The 17510-nt window shown below is 61.7% G+C and carries 18 protein-coding genes; 11 read left to right on the plus strand and 7 right to left on the minus strand.

Annotation, left to right across the window (positions count from 1 at the left end):
• The first annotated feature begins 35 nt into the window (after positions 1-35).
• The 4 genes from K1X71_01195 (at position 36) to K1X71_01210 (ending at position 4726) form a co-directional block, all read left to right on the plus strand.
• Positions 36-1433 (plus strand): protein-L-isoaspartate(D-aspartate) O-methyltransferase, encoded by a 1398-nt coding sequence (locus tag K1X71_01195; GenBank protein MBX7071735.1) that lies wholly within the window; start codon positions 36-38, stop codon positions 1431-1433.
• Positions 1434-1805: 372 nt separating this feature from the next.
• Positions 1806-2900, plus strand: coding sequence for a TIGR03000 domain-containing protein (locus K1X71_01200; protein MBX7071736.1), 1095 nt, complete (start codon positions 1806-1808; stop codon positions 2898-2900).
• Between the two features lie 192 nt (positions 2901-3092).
• Positions 3093-3692, plus strand: a complete 600-nt coding sequence (locus K1X71_01205; protein MBX7071737.1) for a hypothetical protein — start codon at positions 3093-3095, stop codon at positions 3690-3692.
• 2 nt (positions 3693-3694) lie between these two features.
• Positions 3695-4726 (plus strand): HTTM domain-containing protein, encoded by a 1032-nt coding sequence (locus K1X71_01210; GenBank protein MBX7071738.1) that lies wholly within the window; start codon positions 3695-3697, stop codon positions 4724-4726.
• Positions 4727-4736: 10 nt separating this feature from the next.
• Here the strand turns inward: K1X71_01210 and K1X71_01215 are convergent, their stop codons facing one another.
• Positions 4737-5285 (minus strand): HdeD family acid-resistance protein, encoded by a 549-nt coding sequence (locus K1X71_01215; GenBank protein MBX7071739.1) that lies wholly within the window; start codon positions 5283-5285, stop codon positions 4737-4739.
• A gap of 283 nt (positions 5286-5568) precedes the next feature.
• Here K1X71_01215 and K1X71_01220 point away from each other — a divergent pair, with 283 nt between their 5' ends.
• From K1X71_01220 to K1X71_01230, 3 genes are all read left to right on the plus strand, one after another.
• Positions 5569-6594 carry an aspartate-semialdehyde dehydrogenase gene (locus K1X71_01220; protein MBX7071740.1) on the plus strand — a complete coding sequence of 342 codons (1026 nt, stop codon included), beginning with the start codon at positions 5569-5571 and terminating at the stop codon, positions 6592-6594.
• Positions 6595-6704: 110 nt separating this feature from the next.
• Entirely contained in the window at positions 6705-7508 is an 804-nt protein-coding gene (truA, locus tag K1X71_01225; GenBank protein MBX7071741.1) for a tRNA pseudouridine(38-40) synthase TruA, read from the plus strand.
• Between the two features lie 2 nt (positions 7509-7510).
• The gene (locus tag K1X71_01230) at positions 7511-8686 is read left to right on the plus strand and encodes a glycosyltransferase family 4 protein (protein ID MBX7071742.1); all 1176 of its coding nucleotides are present in this window, start codon (positions 7511-7513) and stop codon (positions 8684-8686) included.
• Between the two features lie 83 nt (positions 8687-8769).
• Here K1X71_01230 and K1X71_01235 read toward each other — a convergent pair whose 3' ends face one another.
• Positions 8770-9027: a hypothetical protein gene (locus tag K1X71_01235; protein ID MBX7071743.1), complete on the minus strand. Its 258-nt coding sequence runs from the start codon at positions 9025-9027 to the stop codon at positions 8770-8772.
• Positions 9028-9226: 199 nt separating this feature from the next.
• Complete coding sequence (locus K1X71_01240; GenBank protein MBX7071744.1) at positions 9227-10204, minus strand: zinc-binding dehydrogenase; 978 nt, start codon at positions 10202-10204, stop codon at positions 9227-9229.
• A 259-nt stretch (positions 10205-10463) separates the two neighbouring features.
• Here K1X71_01240 and K1X71_01245 point away from each other — a divergent pair, with 259 nt between their 5' ends.
• Together K1X71_01245 and K1X71_01250 are read left to right on the plus strand one after the other, a co-directional pair.
• Positions 10464-11348, plus strand: a complete 885-nt coding sequence (locus K1X71_01245) for a serine/threonine protein kinase (GenBank protein MBX7071745.1) — start codon at positions 10464-10466, stop codon at positions 11346-11348.
• A 158-nt stretch (positions 11349-11506) separates the two neighbouring features.
• Positions 11507-12541 carry an acetyl-CoA carboxylase carboxyltransferase subunit alpha gene (locus K1X71_01250; GenBank protein MBX7071746.1) on the plus strand — a complete coding sequence of 345 codons (1035 nt, stop codon included), beginning with the start codon at positions 11507-11509 and terminating at the stop codon, positions 12539-12541.
• Here the strand turns inward: K1X71_01250 and K1X71_01255 are convergent.
• Both K1X71_01255 and K1X71_01260 read right to left on the minus strand, forming a co-directional pair.
• On the minus strand, positions 12475-13302 hold the full coding sequence (locus K1X71_01255; GenBank protein ID MBX7071747.1) for a glycosyltransferase family 2 protein: 828 nt from the start codon (positions 13300-13302) through the stop codon (positions 12475-12477). The two genes, K1X71_01250 and K1X71_01255, sit on opposite strands and share 67 nt — an antisense overlap.
• A 496-nt stretch (positions 13303-13798) precedes the next feature.
• Positions 13799-14359 (minus strand): CvpA family protein, encoded by a 561-nt coding sequence (locus K1X71_01260; protein MBX7071748.1) that lies wholly within the window; start codon positions 14357-14359, stop codon positions 13799-13801.
• 266 nt (positions 14360-14625) lie between these two features.
• Here K1X71_01260 and K1X71_01265 point away from each other — a divergent pair, with 266 nt between their 5' ends.
• On the plus strand, positions 14626-15339 hold the full coding sequence (locus tag K1X71_01265; protein MBX7071749.1) for a metal-dependent hydrolase: 714 nt from the start codon (positions 14626-14628) through the stop codon (positions 15337-15339).
• A 52-nt stretch (positions 15340-15391) separates the two neighbouring features.
• Here the strand turns inward: K1X71_01265 and dtd are convergent, their stop codons facing one another.
• On the minus strand, positions 15392-15841 hold the full coding sequence (gene dtd, locus K1X71_01270) for a D-tyrosyl-tRNA(Tyr) deacylase (GenBank protein ID MBX7071750.1): 450 nt from the start codon (positions 15839-15841) through the stop codon (positions 15392-15394).
• 166 nt (positions 15842-16007) lie between these two features.
• Between dtd and K1X71_01275 the strand changes: the two genes are divergently transcribed.
• Positions 16008-16919 carry a ZIP family metal transporter gene (locus K1X71_01275; protein MBX7071751.1) on the plus strand — a complete coding sequence of 304 codons (912 nt, stop codon included), beginning with the start codon at positions 16008-16010 and terminating at the stop codon, positions 16917-16919.
• Positions 16920-16929: 10 nt separating this feature from the next.
• On the opposite strand, the gene K1X71_01280 is transcribed toward K1X71_01275, so the two are convergent.
• Complete coding sequence (locus tag K1X71_01280) at positions 16930-17490, minus strand: hypothetical protein (GenBank protein ID MBX7071752.1); 561 nt, start codon at positions 17488-17490, stop codon at positions 16930-16932.
• Positions 17491-17510: the final 20 nt, after the last annotated feature.

Below are 17510 nucleotides of genomic sequence, written 5' to 3' on the forward strand. Positions count from 1 at the left end.
TCCCGTTTCGACTACGACCCGGGCATTATCGCAAAATGTGGCCATTTGGGCGAGAGAAGCCGAGCGAACTCCAGACTCGCGCTTGTTGTTTGGCAAATCTGGGTGGAGCGTGGATTAAAATTGCATTATGGTTCGCGCTTGCACGTCGCGCGCCGCTTGAAGCCGGAGGAGACATGAAGACCGCGCCATTGCTTAGTCGCCTGCTTCCCCTCATTCTCATTCTCGTTTTGGGATCGCCAGTAGCAGCTAGCGCGGCGCCCAGGCATCCCTTTGCCACGTCACGCAACCGCATGGTGGACGAAGACGTAGTGGCGGCTGGTGTGAAAAACGAGCGCGTCATCCAGGCGATGCGCGACACGCCCCGGCACGAGTTCATCCCCCCCGACCAACGCGCGCTGGCCTATTACGACATGGCGCTGCCGATCGGTGAAGGGCAAACCATTTCGCCGCCATTCATTGTGGCCTACATGACCGAATCGCTCGATCCGCAACCGACCGACAAAGTGCTGGAAATTGGCACCGGCAGCGGCTACCAGGCGGCGGTGCTTAGCCCTGTTGTGCGCGATGTTTACACGATCGAAATTGTTCGGCCGCTTGGCGAACGCGCCGCCAAGACGATTAAACACCTGAATTATGAAAACATTCACACACGCATTGGCGATGGCTACAAGGGTTGGCCGGAAGCCGCGCCGTTCGACAAGATCATCGTCACCTGCTCGCCCGAGAACATCCCCCAGCCCTTGATCGACCAGCTTCGAGAAGGGGGCCAATTGGTGATTCCGCTTGGCGAGCGCTATCAGCAGCGACTCTTCCGCTATCGCAAGCAAGATGGAAAGCTGGTGCAGGAGGCGCTATTGCCGGTGTTGTTCGTCCCGATGACCGGCGCCGCCGAAGAGCGACGTCAGGTTCTGCCCGATCTGACCAAGCCCGAGATTCTGAACGCCGGCTTTGAAGAGTTTTCAGAAAATCCGCCCAAGGCGAGCGCTTGGCACTACCAGCGGCAGTGTCGCTTGGTGGTCGATGAAGAAGCGCCGGAAGGGCGCAACTACATGCTGCTCGCCAGCCCGCGACTAGGGCATGGCTGCGCCGCGTTGCAAGGCATGCATCTCGATGGCCGCTACATTCGCGAAGTGGAGTTCAGCGCGCAGGTGAAGACTGCGGCGATTCAAGCGGGCCCCGTTGCGTCGCAATCGGCCGACGCGGCCATCATGCTCTATGATCACCGGCGCGACTTGATTGGCGAGATCGCGCTTGGACCTTGGTATAGCGACATGCCTTGGAAAAAAATCTCGCGGCGATTTGTCATTCCCAGCGAAGCGCGCGAGGGCATTGTGCGCATCGGGCTATTCGGTGGGGCAGGGGAGTTGTCGATCGACGATCTCCAGCTCACGGTCTTGCAGCACACGTCGGCTGCCCCCCCAAAGAAGCCATAAGCGCTAGCACGATCAAAGACCGCAATCGCTGACGCCAGTTCCGGCATTGCGCCGCGAATCGCCAGATTGCACTTCTTGTGCGCTTCTTCATGTCATAAGGCGGTAAATTCGTCCTGCCACTCTCGCACGGCTTGCGCCCGCCCCCGAGCGTCGAAGTGCGGCGTCGCCAAACCACTACCGGCCGTGCCCTACCACCGTTAGATTCGCGCCTAATGGTATGAAATATTCACCTTATTCCGCCCCGAATGTATATTTTTTGCATCCTTCGCACCCCGAAAAGTCACCGCAGTTTCTTGAATTGCGTGCTACTGTTGGTATGTTCTGAAGTTAGAACACGTCGTTTAGGCAACCTTTTCGGGGAGCACCACACTGATGTCTGGGAATTTCAAGAAGTTACCGTTGATCGCGGGGCTCGGCCTCGCCGCTTGGCTATTTATGGCCGCCGACGCCCACGCCTTCTGGGGCTCTTGGGGTAGCTCGGGCGGTTCGTGGGGCGGATCGAGTGGTGGCAGTTGGGGTAGCTCGGGTGGTTCGTCGGGCGGAAGCTGGGGTTCCAGCGGCGGCTCGTCGGGCGGCTGGGGACGCCATCATCATCGTTGGTTCCGCAAGCATCACCATTGGGGTGGTTCGTCGGGTGGAAGCTGGGGTTCCAGCGGCGGCTATGCCTATGCCGGTGGTTCGTCGGGCGGTAGCTGGGGTTCCAGCGGCGGCTCGTCGGGCGGAAGCTGGGGATCGAGTGGTGGTTCGTCGGGCGGTAGCTACGGCTCCAGCGGTGGCTCGTCGGGCTACACCTCCGGTTACGAAGTTCAAGACGTGATCGAACAACCTGCCCCGCCGACCGAACCGGGTTCGCCGAGCGACGCTCCGGCCGCTCCGGCGCCGGCCGCTGAAGGCACGGCCCCGGCTGAAGGCAGCTCGGCCTATATGCCGGTCGATGCCGATGCGGTGCTGCTCAATGTTCAGGTTCCGGGCGATGCCAAGGTGTTCGTCAACGGCGCTGCGACCAACAGCACCGGCGCCGCGCGGCACTACGTTTCGCGCGGGCTGAAGAACAACGCCAGCTATGCCTACGAGATCCGCGCCGAGGTCATGCGTGACGGCGAGACCGTCACCGAGACCAAGCAGGTAGTGGTGGTCGGCGGCCAGCGGGCCAACGTCAAGTTTTCGCTGGATGGACGGGAGACTGATCGCGTCGCTCGTCAGCCAGTGAAGACGACCCTGCTGCTGCGTGTTCCGGCCGATGCCAAGGTGTATCTGTCGGGCATGGAGACCAAGAGCACCGGCGAGCTCCGCGAGTTCTCGACGGCGAAGCTGACCGACGGTCAAACCTGGTCCGATTATGCCGTTCGCGTTGAGTTGAACCGCGATGGCCAGACTCTGACCAAGGAAACCAATCTGTCGCTCATCGGTGGCGAAACCCGTGAGCTGTCGGTTGATTTCGACAACACCGCGGTCGCCCAGCGCTAGTCGCCGAGCGACTCCTAGTGCGACTTCCGAAAACCCTCGCAAGGCCGCAGCGCCTTGCGAGGGTTTCTTTTTTTCCGCCTGCGGCCGTCTGGCGAGGTTTGGCTTGCGTGTTGGCCTTAGACGGCCGATAACAAGACCAGTTCGTCCAACTTTGCTCCCATTGGGCGCGGGTCTGCGCCGCGCCGCCCGACAATGGCCATTTCGACCACCGATGCCGCTCAGGCGCCAATTGGTCCCAGATTGTCACGCGGCTGGAAGCTCGTGATCTCCGCGCTGTTGATCGTTCACGTCACCGCGGTGATCGTGTGTCCCTTGTCGATCGAAGGGTCCCCCATCGCGGGGCGACTTTGGCTGCTGCTGCAGCCATATGTGCAAGCCGCGTATCTGAATCACGGCTACCACTTCTTCGCTCCCCAGCCGGGCCCTAGTCATCTGTTGAAGTACGAACTCGAGCTAGCGGACGGTCGCAACGTAACCGCGACGATTCCCAGCCGCACGGCGAATCGCCCGCGACTCTTCTATCACCGGCACTTCATGCTCACCGAGTTCCTCAACATGCTGCACGAGCGCGCCCAAAGCAGCGAAGATCCAGCCTCGCCGCAGCGCCGCGTGTTTGAGCAATACAGCAATTCCTACGCCAACCATCTCCTCAAGAAGCACGACGCGCGCCGTGTCACGCTGCACCTGACGCGCCATCTGATTCCTTACCCGGAAGAGGTACTGCGCGGGCGTCCTCTGAACGACCCCACGCTATACCAGGAGCTGTACACACGCACTTACGTGGCGGATTAACAATGAAGCTAGCCGTGCAATACCTCCGCGAATTGTACAAGGCGTGCATGGCCGGTTGGGATCGGTTTTGGTTCGCTCCCAGCGACCCAGCGACCTATTCGCTGATTCGCATCCTGGCTGGCGCCATGATGTTCTACACCCATCTGGTGTGGACGATTGGACTCGATGATTTCTTCGGTCCCAACGCGTGGCTGTCAAACGCCGCGGTAAACGCGTATTACGATTCGCCCTACCCGTGGAGCTATCTCTGGCACACACAGTCAACCGCCACCTTGTACGCCGTCCATCTTGCCGGCTTGGTGGTGTTCGCCTGCTTGACGGTTGGGTTCTTTAGCCGCATGGCGTCGGTGCTCTCTTATCTCATCGTCGTGGCATACGTCAATCGACTGCCCGGCGCGCTGTTTGGGCTCGATCAACTCAACGCGCTGTTGGCCATGTATCTGATGGTGGGGCCTTGCGGCGCTCGCTACTCGGTCGATCGTTGGCTGGCCAAACGGCGTTCGGGTAGAGCGAGCGAAGTGGCGCCGAGCGTCGGCGCCACGATCGGTATTCGCCTCATTCAACTCCACATGTGCGTGATTTACTTTTTCGCCGGTATTTCCAAATTGCAAGGTCCGGCTTGGTGGGATGGCAGCGCGCTGTGGGGCGCGGTCGGCAACCTGGAATACCAATCGATCGACATGACTTGGCTGGCCGGCTGGCCGCTGGCAATCGCGGCGATGACGCATGTCACCGTCTTGTGGGAACTAAGCTATCCGGCGCTGGTTTGGCCCCGACTGACGCGGCCGCTGGTCCTGGCGCTGGCCGTGCCGCTGCATTTGGGAATCGGACTCTTCTTGGGAATGCCGACCTTCGGCCTCATCATGCTGGTGGGCAACCTAGCGTTCGTCTCGCCGTGGCTGGTGCGCACAATCGTCGAGCGTCAGGCGCCCCAGCAATCGGAACCGGAACTGCTGCCGCTCGACGTGCGCGGCGGGGCAGGGACCCCGCGCCAGCGGAAGAGCCGCGCCGGAGAAACCTCCGCCGTGGCGTAGCGGAAGGCCGCTAGGTCGCTTCTCTGATCTTGGCGCCAACTCCCTTGAGTCGGAACGCCAGCATGATTTCGACGATTCCCAGGCCAATGGCGAAGCAGCCGACGAGCCACATGAGGCTCAATAATCCGGCGCCCGGCCAGGCGAACAGCATCACGCCAAAGGCGATCGAGATCAAACCTTCGAGGGCCTGCGCCCATTCGTTTTCGATGTGCGCGCGAAGTTGAATCGCCGCGATGATCTCGAACACCCCGCGTACAATCGCCCAAGCGGCGATTACACTCAACATCATGACCGCCGTCAATCCGGGCCAGAGGATCGCGCCCACGCCGGCAATGATGCTCATGATGCCGACGACCAATAAGCCCCACAGCGTCCGACCGGGAGCGGCAAACGCGAACCAGGCGGCGGCAATGCCGTCCGAAATCGCATAGATGCCGAATAGCAGGATCACCACTTTGAGCGTGACTCCCGGCCAGATCCAAGCCAGCACGCCAAAAACGATCGCGGCAACGCCGCGGATGAGCAGCACCCACCAATTTTTTGCCAGCGCGTCTAACATAGTTTGACCCTCTGTATTGGACCAACTGCAAGTGTTTCCCATGGCTCATCGGCGCACCGCTGATTCGAGCAGGCGCCGACTGGCAATTCAATCCAAGTTTTCTCGTTTTTGACTGGTGCCGCGGGGTAGGGGAGGGCAGGGCAGGGAGAGGCGCCTCGGATACCAGCTCCGCCTTGGCCGAACCCGGGCTTGCCACGAATTGTCTGGTTCGAGGCTGCTGGTTTATACTGTCCGATTCGCCGGGTCGATCGCGGCCCGGCTGTCAGCAATACGGAGAGTCAAGGTGTTCGAGTCGATTGCCGTCGTAGGCGCCACCGGCGCCGTGGGCCGGATCATTCTCAAGCTGTTGGAAGAACGCAACTTTCCCGCGGAGCGCGTCAAGTTGCTGGCCTCCAAACGATCCGCTGGCTCGAAAATCATGTTTCGAGGCCAAGAACAGGTCGTAGTCGAAATGACTCCGGAGGCCTTCGAAGGCGTGGATTTGGCCATTGGCAGCACGCCGGACGAGACTGCCCGCGACTTTGTGCCCTGGGCGGTCGCACGTGGTTGTGTCGTGGTGGACGAAAGCGGCTACTGGCGGATGGACCCCAAGGTGCCGTTGGTGGTGCCCGAGGTAAATGCGGACGCCATCGAGCAGCATCAAGGCATCATCGCCAGTCCCAATTGCTCCACCACGCAGATGGTGGTGGCGCTCAAACCGCTGCACGACGCCGCGCGGGTGCGCCGCGTGGTGGTGAGCACCTATCAGGCGACCAGCGGCGCCGGCCTGGCCGGTTGCCGCGATCTGGAAGACGGCACCCGCGCCCACCAAACGGGCAACGAGTTCCGCTACGAGACGTTTGCCCACCCGATTGCCTTTAACCTGATACCGCAAATCGGCTCGTCCAAGCACGAGGGCTACACCTCGGAAGAAATCAAAATGGTGCATGAGACGCACAAGATCATGGGCGACGACACGATTGCTGTCTGTCCCACCTGCGTCCGCGTGCCGGTGAGCAACTGTCACAGCGAGAGCATTCTCGTGGAGACCGAGCGCAAGATCACAGTCAAAGAAGCGCGACGCCTGTTTAGCGAGTTTCCGGGCATTGTGGTGGTCGACGACCTGGCGGCCAAGCAATACCCCATGCCGCTCACTTGCGACAACCGCGACGAGGTGTTCATTGGCCGCATTCGCGAGGACTTGTCCAGCCCCAATGGACTGGCGTTCTGGTGCGTCAGCGACAATCTACGCAAAGGGGCGGCGACGAACGCAGTGCAAATCGCCGAGGTGATCGCCCGTACCCGAGGCGCCCAGGTCGCCGCGCGCTAACTTTGCGGCGATTGGCCACTAGCGGATTGTTGCCAACAATAGAGTGACGGCCCGCGCGGGCAGGGCAGGGGGCCATGCCGCGCGTCGCCCGCTGAAACACGAATCGCCAATTGCGCACTATTCAACTCACGATCGCGTACGACGGCGCCGCCTACGCGGGCTGGCAGGTGCAGGCTGAGCAGCCCACCATTCAAGCCGCGATCGAGTCCGCGGTTCTTAAAATCACCGGAACACCGACGCGGGTCATCGCCAGTGGCCGCACCGACTCGGGCGTGCATGCACTGGGGCAAGTGGCCAGTTTCGACACCGAGAGTCGATTGACCGCCGGGCAGTTGCAGCGCGCCCTCAATGCTGAATTGCCGCATGACATCGCGGTGCTGCGCGCTGTCGACGCGCGGCCCGGTTTCCACGCCATTCGCGATTGCATCGGCAAGCGCTATCGCTACGTGCTGCACGACGGGCCCACGCGCGACGTCTTTCACCGTCATCACTCATGGCATGTGCGGCAACGCCTCGATGTCGGCGCCATGCGGCAGGCGGCGGGGGCGCTAGTGGGCTCACACGATTTTCGCAGCTTCGAGACCCAATGGCCCAACCGCGAGTCGAGCGTGCGCACCGTTCGCGAGATCGCCATCGAGCGGCGCACTGACCATCCGTCGTTGATCGACTTCGAAATCGAGGCCGACGGGTTCTTGTACAACATGGTGCGCGCCATCGTCGGCACGTTAGTTGAAGTGGGGCGTAGCACGCGATCGATCGATTGGCCCACGGCGGTGCTCGCCGCGCAAGATCGAAGTCAGGCCGGCGCCACTGCGCCTGCGCAGGGTCTATTTCTGCTGCGGGTGGACTATCCTCCCGATGTATTGTTGCTGGTCTCGGATCATGCCGCAGCCGAGGCGACGCGGGGTGAATAGCCATGCGCGTGGCCCACATCATTACTCGTTTGATTCTGGGAGGCGCTCAGGAAAACACGGTCTACAACTGCGCAGACCTGATACACCGCCACGGCGACGAAGTGCTGCTCATCACTGGTCCGCCGCTGGGCCCCGAAGGAAGTTTGATCGAGCGGGCCAAGGCGGCGGGCATCCCTTTGGCGATCGTGCCGCAATTGCGCCGCGCGATTCACCCCCTGCGCGACGCGGTAAGCTATCGACAACTCAAACGCCTGCTGCGCGACTATCGCCCCGATGTGGTCCACACGCATAGCGCAAAGGCCGGAGTGTTGGGACGAATCGCCGCACGGCGCGCCGGCGTGCCGGTGGTGGTGCATGGGGTTCACGGCGCGCCTTGGCATCCGTATCAAAGCGCCGCCGCCCGCACACTGTTCCAGGCATGCGAACGCTATGCGGCGCGCTCGTGTGATCACTTCATCTGCGTGGCCGACGCCATGCGCGACCTGATGGTGGCAGAGGGGATTGCGCCTGCGGAGCGATTCACCACGATTTATAGCGGGATGGAAGTGGCGCCATTCTTGGCGGCAGATACGCAGCGCGATCGCGTCCGCGCTGAGTTAGGATTCGCGCCAGAGCATGTCGTGATCGGCAAGATCGCTCGGCTATTTCATCTTAAAGGGCACGACGATGTGATCGCCGCCGCCGAACAGTTGGTGCGCTCGGCGCCGCAGGCGCGGTTTCTCTTTGTGGGCGACGGCGTCTTGGCCGCGGAATTGAAGCAATCGATCCACCGGAGCGGACTCGACGAGTATTTCCGCTTCACCGGCTTGGTTCCGCCCGAGAGGATTCCTGAATTGATCGGCGCCATGGATGTGTTGGCGCACGCCAGCCTGAGAGAAGGGCTCGCCCGAGCGCTGCCGCAGGCGCTGATCGCCGGAAAACCCGTTGTCACCTACGACATCGACGGCGCGCGCGAGGTGGCGATTCCAGGGGAGACGGGCTATTTATTGTCTCCACGCGATGTGCCTGGCATGGCCCGCGCGCTGCTGGAACTGGCCGCCGATCCCAAGCTGCGCGAGCGACTGGGGTCCGAGGGTCGCCGGCGCTTCGCCGATCTGTTTCGTCACGAGCGGATGACCGAGGAAACTCGCGCCATCTATGAGCGACTGCTGAACGCGAAACGATCGCGCGCAGGATAGGTTGTGGGCGCGGTGGCCGACGCCGGATTTTCTGGTCGCGCCGACTTGAGCCGACCGAGCCAGCGCCACCGCGCCCCGCAGTGCTACCAGCGGAACCACCACCACGACGTTTGTTGCGGCGGGGCGTAGTACGGCGCTGGAGCAAAGCCGCCAAAGTACGGGTTGGCCATCATAGGCGGGGCGCCCTGCGCGTCGATCAGGGTCGCGCCCCCCAAGGCCGGCAGGTGCATGTAGGTGTAGCTGAATGGCTGCTGGCGATGATGATGCGGATGCCCCCATTGGGCGCCGGCTGGCGCGGCGGCGCCAAGGGTCAAGGCGAGTGCGATCACGATGGTTTTCATGCTGCGGCCTTCTTTCGTTCGCGCGACTGCCGCTTGATGCCTTCGAGCAATTGCAACAATCGCAAGGTCTCCGGATCGATTGTACTCCGATTCTCCGGCGAGACAAAAAAGCCGTCCGCCGCGCCCGGTTGATTCAATGTGCAATGTTCAGGCAATGCTGCGGGGCAGGGCAGGGGGGGTAGGCGAGTTGTCCGCCATTTCACCAGCTTGATGTATCCACATCGATCAGAATCTTGATCGGGTTGTCGCGCCGCGCGACGGCCATCTCGAAAGCGGCCTGCGCGTCGGCGAATGGCAGCCGATGCGTGATCAAGGGCGACACATCGATCCGCCCTTGAGTGATCATATCGAGCGCCAACGGCAGATCGCGCTCGACCCAAGGATGGATTGACGCAATCAAGCGGATGTTTTTGAGCATCAACTGCCAAACGGCGAGCGGATAATGCTCCTCGGCCGGCACCCCAAACATCAGCGCCGTCCCTTCTTTGCGGCAGAGGTCGATCGCCAGATTGATTGTTTCGGGTTGATGCCCCACCGCCTCAATCACCACGTCGGCGCCGCGCCCGGAGGTGAGATCGGCGATCACGGCGCGCGGATCGTCGCGATCCACGTTCACCGTGTGCGTGGCCTTCATCCGGCGCGCAGTCTCCAGGCGGTAGTCGATCTTGTCGAGCGCAATCACGCGGCGCGCTCCCATATTGGCCAACAGATGATCGAACATCAGGCCAATGGGGCCTTGACCAATCACTACGACGTCTTGATCGAGCAAGTTCGGCAACTTGCGCGCGGCCCACAGAATGGTGCCGAGTGGCTGACCAAGGATCAGCAGTTCTCGCTGAGGGAAACTGGGCAGCGACGCCGCCATATTGCCCTCGGTGACAAAGTACTCGGTCAGGCCACGTTGGTCGTACGGTATCGCCAGCACCAGATCTCCCTCGCGAAATCGCGGCGAGCGACTGGCGACGATCTCTCCCACACATTCGTGCAAGCTGTCTCCCAGCGGACGTGGGAACGCGACATTGAACTCGCCGCCCGTCCAACGCGGAAAATCGGAGGCGCACAGCACCCCGGCATGCAGCTTGACGAGAATCGGCTCGCCGGGCAGTCCATCGAGCGTGGGAATCGGCGTCTCGACGAACTCCAATTGCCGAGGCGCCACGATCTGCGCGGCTTTCATACAGGGCTCACATTGCGTTGAAAATCTCCCGTGCCACGTTGTAATGCCAGCCGTGGCGTGGAACAACGCCCGACCCGCGATGATCCCACCGCGCTCCCGCGCCGCGTTGTCGGTCCTGGCGGCGCCAACTAGACTAATCTGAGCGGGCCGCATCATTGGCGAACGCCCAACAGGCAATGGCCACCAAACTCAACGCGGCATCCGATACGCCGGCTGATCGGAAAACGCTCCCACTCACACTACGCAAACAGAGCATCGAGTGTCGCGCGGTAATCAGGACAATCTGGGTCCCTATCGGCTACTGAACCTGGTGATGACCGGTCAGACGAGCCAGGTATGGGAGGTGATGCACGAGGCGAAGCGCGAGCGTTTCGCCCTCAAGATGCTCTTGGCCGATTTTCGCAAGGATCGGGAGCAACTCGGCTATCTCAAGCACGAGTACGCGGTCGGCACGGCGCTTAAGCACCCCAAGGTGATCCGCATCTACGAGATCGGCGCGGATCGTGGCATCAACTTCCTGGTGATGGAGTACTTTGCGCACCCCAATATGAAGGTGTGGGTGCGCCGTGGGCTGGACGCTATCGTCCACCATATTCCCAAGATCATCGAACAGGCGGCCGAATCGCTGTCGTATTTCAACGATCAGGGCTGGATACATCGCGATGTGAAACCAGAAAACTATTTGGTCACTGCCGATGGCGACGTGCGATTGATCGACTTTGCGCTGGCGCAAAAGAAGCGTAGCGGACTGATGAAGCTGTTTGGCGGGTCCAGCAAGATTCAAGGCACTCGCAGCTATATGTCCCCGGAACAAATCCGCGGCGACGCCCTCGACCAGCGCGCAGACGTGTACAGCTTTGGCTGCACAATTTACGAGCTACTGGTGGGCAAGCCGCCATTTGCCGGCGGTGACTCAAATGATCTCTTGCGCAAACACCTGAGGACCAATGCCCCGTCGGTGGATGCTAGCAACCGTAATGTCACCCCAGAGTTCTGTGATTTAGTGCGACGCATGCTGGCGAAGAAGCCCGCCGACCGCCCCGATTCGATGGACAAGGTATTGCGGGAACTCAAGACCACACGGGTATTTAGGATCACGCCGCGAGCTCCTGACTCGCGGGAGAAAGCAGAAAATACAGGCTGAATCGCCCCTGGATACCCGATGTAACGGTAAGGCCAGTTATCCAATGCAGTCCGGCTTGCCTTGGCCAGCCCCCCCTATTGGAATAGCATAAAAGGCCATGCAACCGCATTGGCAACCTGCCCATCGACCCACCCCATCCGCACGACGCGGTTCAAATTATGAGCGCACTTAAGCATCGATTGGCGTTCGAGCGTCCGATTCAAGAACTCGAAACTCGTTTGGCCAAGCTCGAAGCGGCGCCGGAACAAACGGTTGAAGGCCGCGACGAAATTCGCCGCCTGCGCCGCGAATCGGCCGACCTGACCAAAAAGATTTACAGCGAACTGGAGCCGTGGCAGGTCGTTCAGGTGGCACGCCATCCCGACCGCCCCATGCTCACTGACTACATCGATCTGGTCTTCGACGAGTTCGTCGAACTGCATGGCGACAAGTGTTTTGGCGACGATCGCGCCCTACGCACCGGATTCGCCAAGCTGGGCGATTTCAAGGTGATGCTGGTTGGGCACCAAAAAGGCAAGACCCTCAAGGAGCGGACCACCTGCAACTATGGCTGCGCCCACCCCGAGGGTTACCGCAAGGCGATCAGCAAGATGCAACTGGCAGCCAAGTACGGCTTGCCGCTGGTCTGCATGATCGACACCGGTGGCGCCTATCCGGGCATTGGCGCCGAGGAGCGCGGCGTGGCACACGTCATCGCCAACTCCATGTTTGAGATGTCGCGGCTTGGCACGCCCGTCGTGTGCGTCGTCATTGGCGAAGGTGGTTCCGGCGGCGCCATTGGCATCGGCCTGGGCGACAAGGTGGCCGTCCTCGAGTTCGCCTACTATTCGGTCATTTCGCCCGAGGGTTGTTCCGGCATTCTGTGGAAGAGCGGCGCGTTCGCCGAACAGGCCGCCAAGGCCCTCAAGCTCACCTCACGCGACCTGCATCGCCTGGGCGTAATCGACGACGTGATCGCCGAGCCGTTGGGCGGCGCCCATCGCGATCACCACCAGATGGCCAACCGCCTCAAGATGTACCTGGTCAGCTCGCTCCGCGAGCTTGTCAATCAGCCGCTCGAGCAGTTGCTAGACAAGCGATACGACAAGTTCCGCAAGATTGGCGCGGTGCTCGAAGCTAGCGCCGATCACACGCCCGAGCCGACGTCGTCGGCCGCTGACGATCTGATTGTCGCCGATGCCAACGCGGTGTAGTTGTCGCGAGCCAATTCCGGCGGAAAGCGTTCGTAGCTCGCCAGCCCCCAGCGCGCCAACCGGTACTGCAATCCGGTCGCCAGACAGCCCAGGCCGTATTTCACGCTGCGCTGAAAGTTGATCGACGACGCTTCGGGAAAGTATTTGGTCGGGCAACTGACCTCGGCGATCTCATAGCCCATCCAGAAAATCTGCGCGAGCATCTGGTTGTCGAAGACAAAATCGTCGGAATTGGCGTCGAGCGGTAGCCGCTCCAACAGCTCCCGCGAAAAGGCGCGATACCCCGTGTGGTACTCTGAAAGCTTGGCGCCGAGCAGCACATTCTCGGCCGCAGTGAGAAATCGGTTCGCAATGTACTTCCAGATTGGCATGCCGCCCCGCAAGGCGTAACCTCCCAAGATCCGCGAACCCAGCACACAGTGATACAGCTCGTTACCGATCATCGAGCACATCGCCGGAATCAACTTCGGGGTGTACTGATAGTCGGGATGGACCATGATCACGATGTCGGCGCCTTCCTCCAGCGCCGTTCGGTAGCAGGTCTTCTGGTTGCCGCCATACCCCCGGTTCCGCGGGTGCACCTCCACGCGCGTTTGCGGCAACGCCCGGGCGACGTCCACGGTCTCGTCCCGGCTGGCATCGTCCACCACCACCACCACGTCGACGACGCCTTGCGCCATCACCTCGTCGTACGTCTGACGCAGCGTCTGCGCCGCGTTGTAGGCGGGCATGACGACAACCACTTTCTTTCCTGCGAACATTTGCGGCCTGGCGAAAAACTCGGGAAAAATAGAATCGCACCAATTGAGGCGGCCATTGTAACCGCCGCTCGTATCTCGCGCTGGAAACATGCGCGCCCCGGGGCGGCGCTTCCGACCGGCGCTCCGGCGCTGGCCGTCCGCGATTGGCTTACTTCACCGCCCTGAAACGACCGTCGATCAGATTGTCCATCGGCGAGGCAACCGACCGTCTGAAGGCCTGTGGTGAGATCGGGTCCGAAGCCCGACCTGGCCAGGATTGGGGCCGCCACCAACGTCCGATAATGTTTCTTATGTTCGGTTTTTGGCTAAAAACACTGGGAAATACACGATATTCCCGCCAAACGCCTTGGACCTCGCTTCCCGGCCCATGCACGGTGGCAAACGGCAGACTCATGCCGGCTCTATCGCGCGGACAACGGACCCGGCCGAAACAAATCTCAACAATTTCGGCTCCCCGCTCCCCCGTCGCGGATGGCGATCAAGACCGGCTGGCGATTCAAAACGGCAGCTCGAAACCGCCCGCCGCCGTCCGCTCCGAGTGCCGGCTCGGATCGAGCTGGTAGTCGAGCCGATCGAGGTATGGACCGATCACCCCCTTGATCTCCGCCGGCATAATCGTTTCAGCCCGATCAATCAGCAGCGCGATGTAATAACCCGACCGGGTATGAAGGATCATGTCGCGAGCCTGGACAGAGAAGGAAACGGCGAAGAACGTGATGACTACGCACAGCAGCACCCCCTTGGCGGCCCCGAACAGGGCGCCCACCTGGCGATCGAATTCCTTGAGCCGCACTCGGTCGATGGCGCCAGCCACCACTCGAAAGGCGAGCCACACGCCGAGCGACGCGCCCAGGTAGATGGCTCCCATCGCAATGAACCGGTTCAACGGCGCTTGCGACCCGAAATACGGCGCCAGCACGGGGCTCAGCCGCAGCGCGACGAAATAGCTGGCGCCCAGCGAAGCTAGCGACGCAAGCTGCCACGCCATGCCTTTCCAAAAGCCAAACAGCGTGGCGCCCACCAGCACGGCCAGCATCGCAATGTCGTACGGCTCCATATTGTCGTCTCGCGGAACAAGATGTGGGGCGACCTGACGGATATTTCGTCACGCATCCCAATTGCTTGAGAGGGGGGGAGTATAGCCGCGACCAAACCACGCACGAAGATCAGCCCCAGGCCGAAATAGTGGCGGCAAAAACAGCGACCGCCGCTCCAAGTGGGGACTCGCCAATTGGGCTTGGCCACCGCCCACGCCGCCGTATACAGTCACCGCCCCTGGCGCTCGGCGCCGAACGGGTCTCAACTTGCGTAAAGGAATGCGCCATGGCCGGTTTTACAACGCATGTCACGGTGAGCAGCACGCTGGGGGTCGCCTACGGCCTCATCGGGCATTTTCAATACCATGTGGCGCCAGAAACCGCCGCGCTGGCCGGCTGCCTGTGCGGCGCCTCGGGCATGCTGCCCGATCTCGATAGCGACTCGGGCCGCCCGCTGCGCGAGACCGTCGGCTTCACGGCCAGCATCGTGCCGATGTTGATGATTCATCGATTTGAAGAATGGGGCATGTCGCACGACGCCATGGCGCTGGCTGGCATCGGGCTGTACTTTGCCGTGCGCTACGGAATGGCCCGCATGCTCAAGCGACTGACGGTGCATCGCGGCATGTACCACAGCATTCCGGCCTGCCTCATCGCGGGACTGATCGCGTTCTTGCTCTGCGAGTCAGACACTCTGGAGATTCGCTACTTCAAGGCGGGTGCGGTCATGGCGGGCTTCATGTCGCATTTGGTGCTCGACGAAATCTGGAGCATCGGCATGAAACGCGGCTGGATTCACGTCAAATCGTCCTTCGGCACCGCGCTCAAATTGTGGGGTGAAAGCATGGGGCCGAATGTCTTCACCTATTCGCTGTTGGCCGCCTTGGCCTATCTGGCGGTGAACGATCCCTATTGGATGCAGCAGCGTCTCCGCAAGTGGCATAATCACGATCGCACCGAGCAAGTCGCTGGCCGCGCCGACGAATCGCCGCCCCGCTAAGTCAGGCTGATTCCGTGCCGGCCCCCCCTACCCTGCCCCGCGCGAGCAACCTTCAAAACAGTTTTCGACTGTCCAGCAGCATGGTCACCGGGCCGTCGTTGACCAGCTCAACTCGCATTTGCTCGCGGAACTGGCCAGTCGCCACGTGCGCGGCCACGCGGCGCGTCTCGGCCACAAAATCTTCATACAGCCGCGCGGCGAGTTCCGGAGGCGCGGCGGCGCTGAAACCGGGCCGGCGCCCCTTGCGGCAATCGCCCAGCAATGTGAACTGGCTGACTACCAAAACGCCGCCTCCGGTATCGATCACCGACCGGTTCATCTTGCCGTCCTCGTCCTCGAAGATCCGCAGTGTCGTGATCTTGTCGGCCAGATAGTGAACGTCGACCGATTGATCGTCGGCCGCCACGCCCAATAGCACCAACAGCCCCGGACCAATCTCCCCCACGATCTGGCCCTCCACGCGCACCCGCGCCTCGGCAACACGTTGCACGCATGCTCGCACTGTGCGTCCTCCACTTCATGACGGTCAATGCCCCCGGCGAGCACGGTACGCCAACTAGGCAAGACACGCAAATCAGGCCGGTCAGGGCGTTGACAGCGGTAACGGACACGGGCTAGAACGTGCCCGTTGTCTGCGCCGCTCGCCTCCCAGCCGAAACGCCCCCCCGATGGCCACTTCTAGCTTGCTCGTGCTTTTGGCCTATGGCGTGCTGATCGTATTGGCTTCGCTTGCTGGCGGCCTGGTGCCGCTCCTGGTGCGGCTGACGCATCAGCGCATGCAACTGGCGCTCAGTTTTGTGGCGGGCGCCATGCTCGGCGTGGGCATCCTGCACCTGGGGCCACACGCCTTTTTTGAACTGCGCTCCATCGACGCCGTCGCCAGTTGGACGTTAATCGGTTTCTTGGCGATGTTCTTTATCGAGCGCTTCTTTGCCTTTCATCATCACGATATCTCAGAGGCCGACGCGCACGAGCATCACGCCGGCTGCGAACTGGAACATCATCACGCCGCCCCCATGAGCGCCAGCGGCGCGGTGATTGGCCTGTCGCTACACGGCCTGGCGGATGGACTCGCACTGGCCGCCAGCGTGCAAGCCGAGGCTGCGCACGGCGACGGATTCCGCTTGGTCGGCCTGGCCACCTTTCTGGTGATTCTGCTGCACAAGCCGTTCGACTCGCTAACCCTTGGCACGCTGCTCGCCGCCGGCGGTTGGTCTCCCAGGGCGCGACATTGGTTTAACGCGTATTTCGCGCTGCTCGCGCCGGCAGGCGCACTGTTGCTGCTGGCGGGGTTCGCCGCGCCGGGCGCGGGGTCGCACTACTGGCTTGGCGTGGCGCTGGCGTTTTCGGCCGGCACGTTCTTGTGCATTGCTTCCAGCGATCTGCTGCCCGAACTGCAATTCCACCAGCACGATCGGGGCAAACTCTCGGTAGCGCTATTGTTTGGCATCGCCGCGGCCTGGGCGATTGGTCTGGCCGAGGGCACCGGGCACGGCCACTCACACGAGGCGCCAGGTCACTCGCACGAGCAACATGACCACGATCACGGCCAAGGTTACGAGCATCCGCACGAGCACTAGCCCGATACGGTTATTCCACATCCAGGCCGCGCGCGATCCGTTTTTCTTTCACGGCAGACATTACCCGCTCAATGACCTCGTGATGCGCCTGAATGTTGATCCATTGCTTGAGCGAGGCGCCAACCAAAAAGGTGAGCCCCAGCAAGGCGCCAATCAAATGAATGTTGGCCCAAGTGAGCGAACCCAACGGCTTGAGCTGCAATGAGGCCCCGGGGTCGGCCGCGCCCCCCAGAGCGACCACGCCCACAATCACTAGCATGTTGAACACGGCCAACGGAAACGTGCGGCGTTTGATGGCGTTGCTTTCCCGCACGAAGCCGGTCCCCAGACCATAGGCGTCGCAAACTTCTCTGCACCAGCGACTCGTGCCGACGAAATAGGTGACGACCACGCCATTGGCGAACATCACGGCCAGCGCCGCGGCAACGCCAGAGAGCCGATGGACAGTGGCCCAACGCTGCGTGGCCGTGTCGTCTGGGTTTCGCACGTCGCCCAAAGTCAGGCCAAGCACGAGCGTCGCCGCTACGAAAATCACAGCGAAAGTGGCCAGCACGCCAAAAATTCGAGCCATGTCGTTCCGGTTCGTCGCCC

It is taken from the genome of Pirellulales bacterium, from assembly GCA_019694455.1.
Lineage (GTDB): Bacteria > Planctomycetota > Planctomycetia > Pirellulales > JAEUIK01 > JAIBBY01.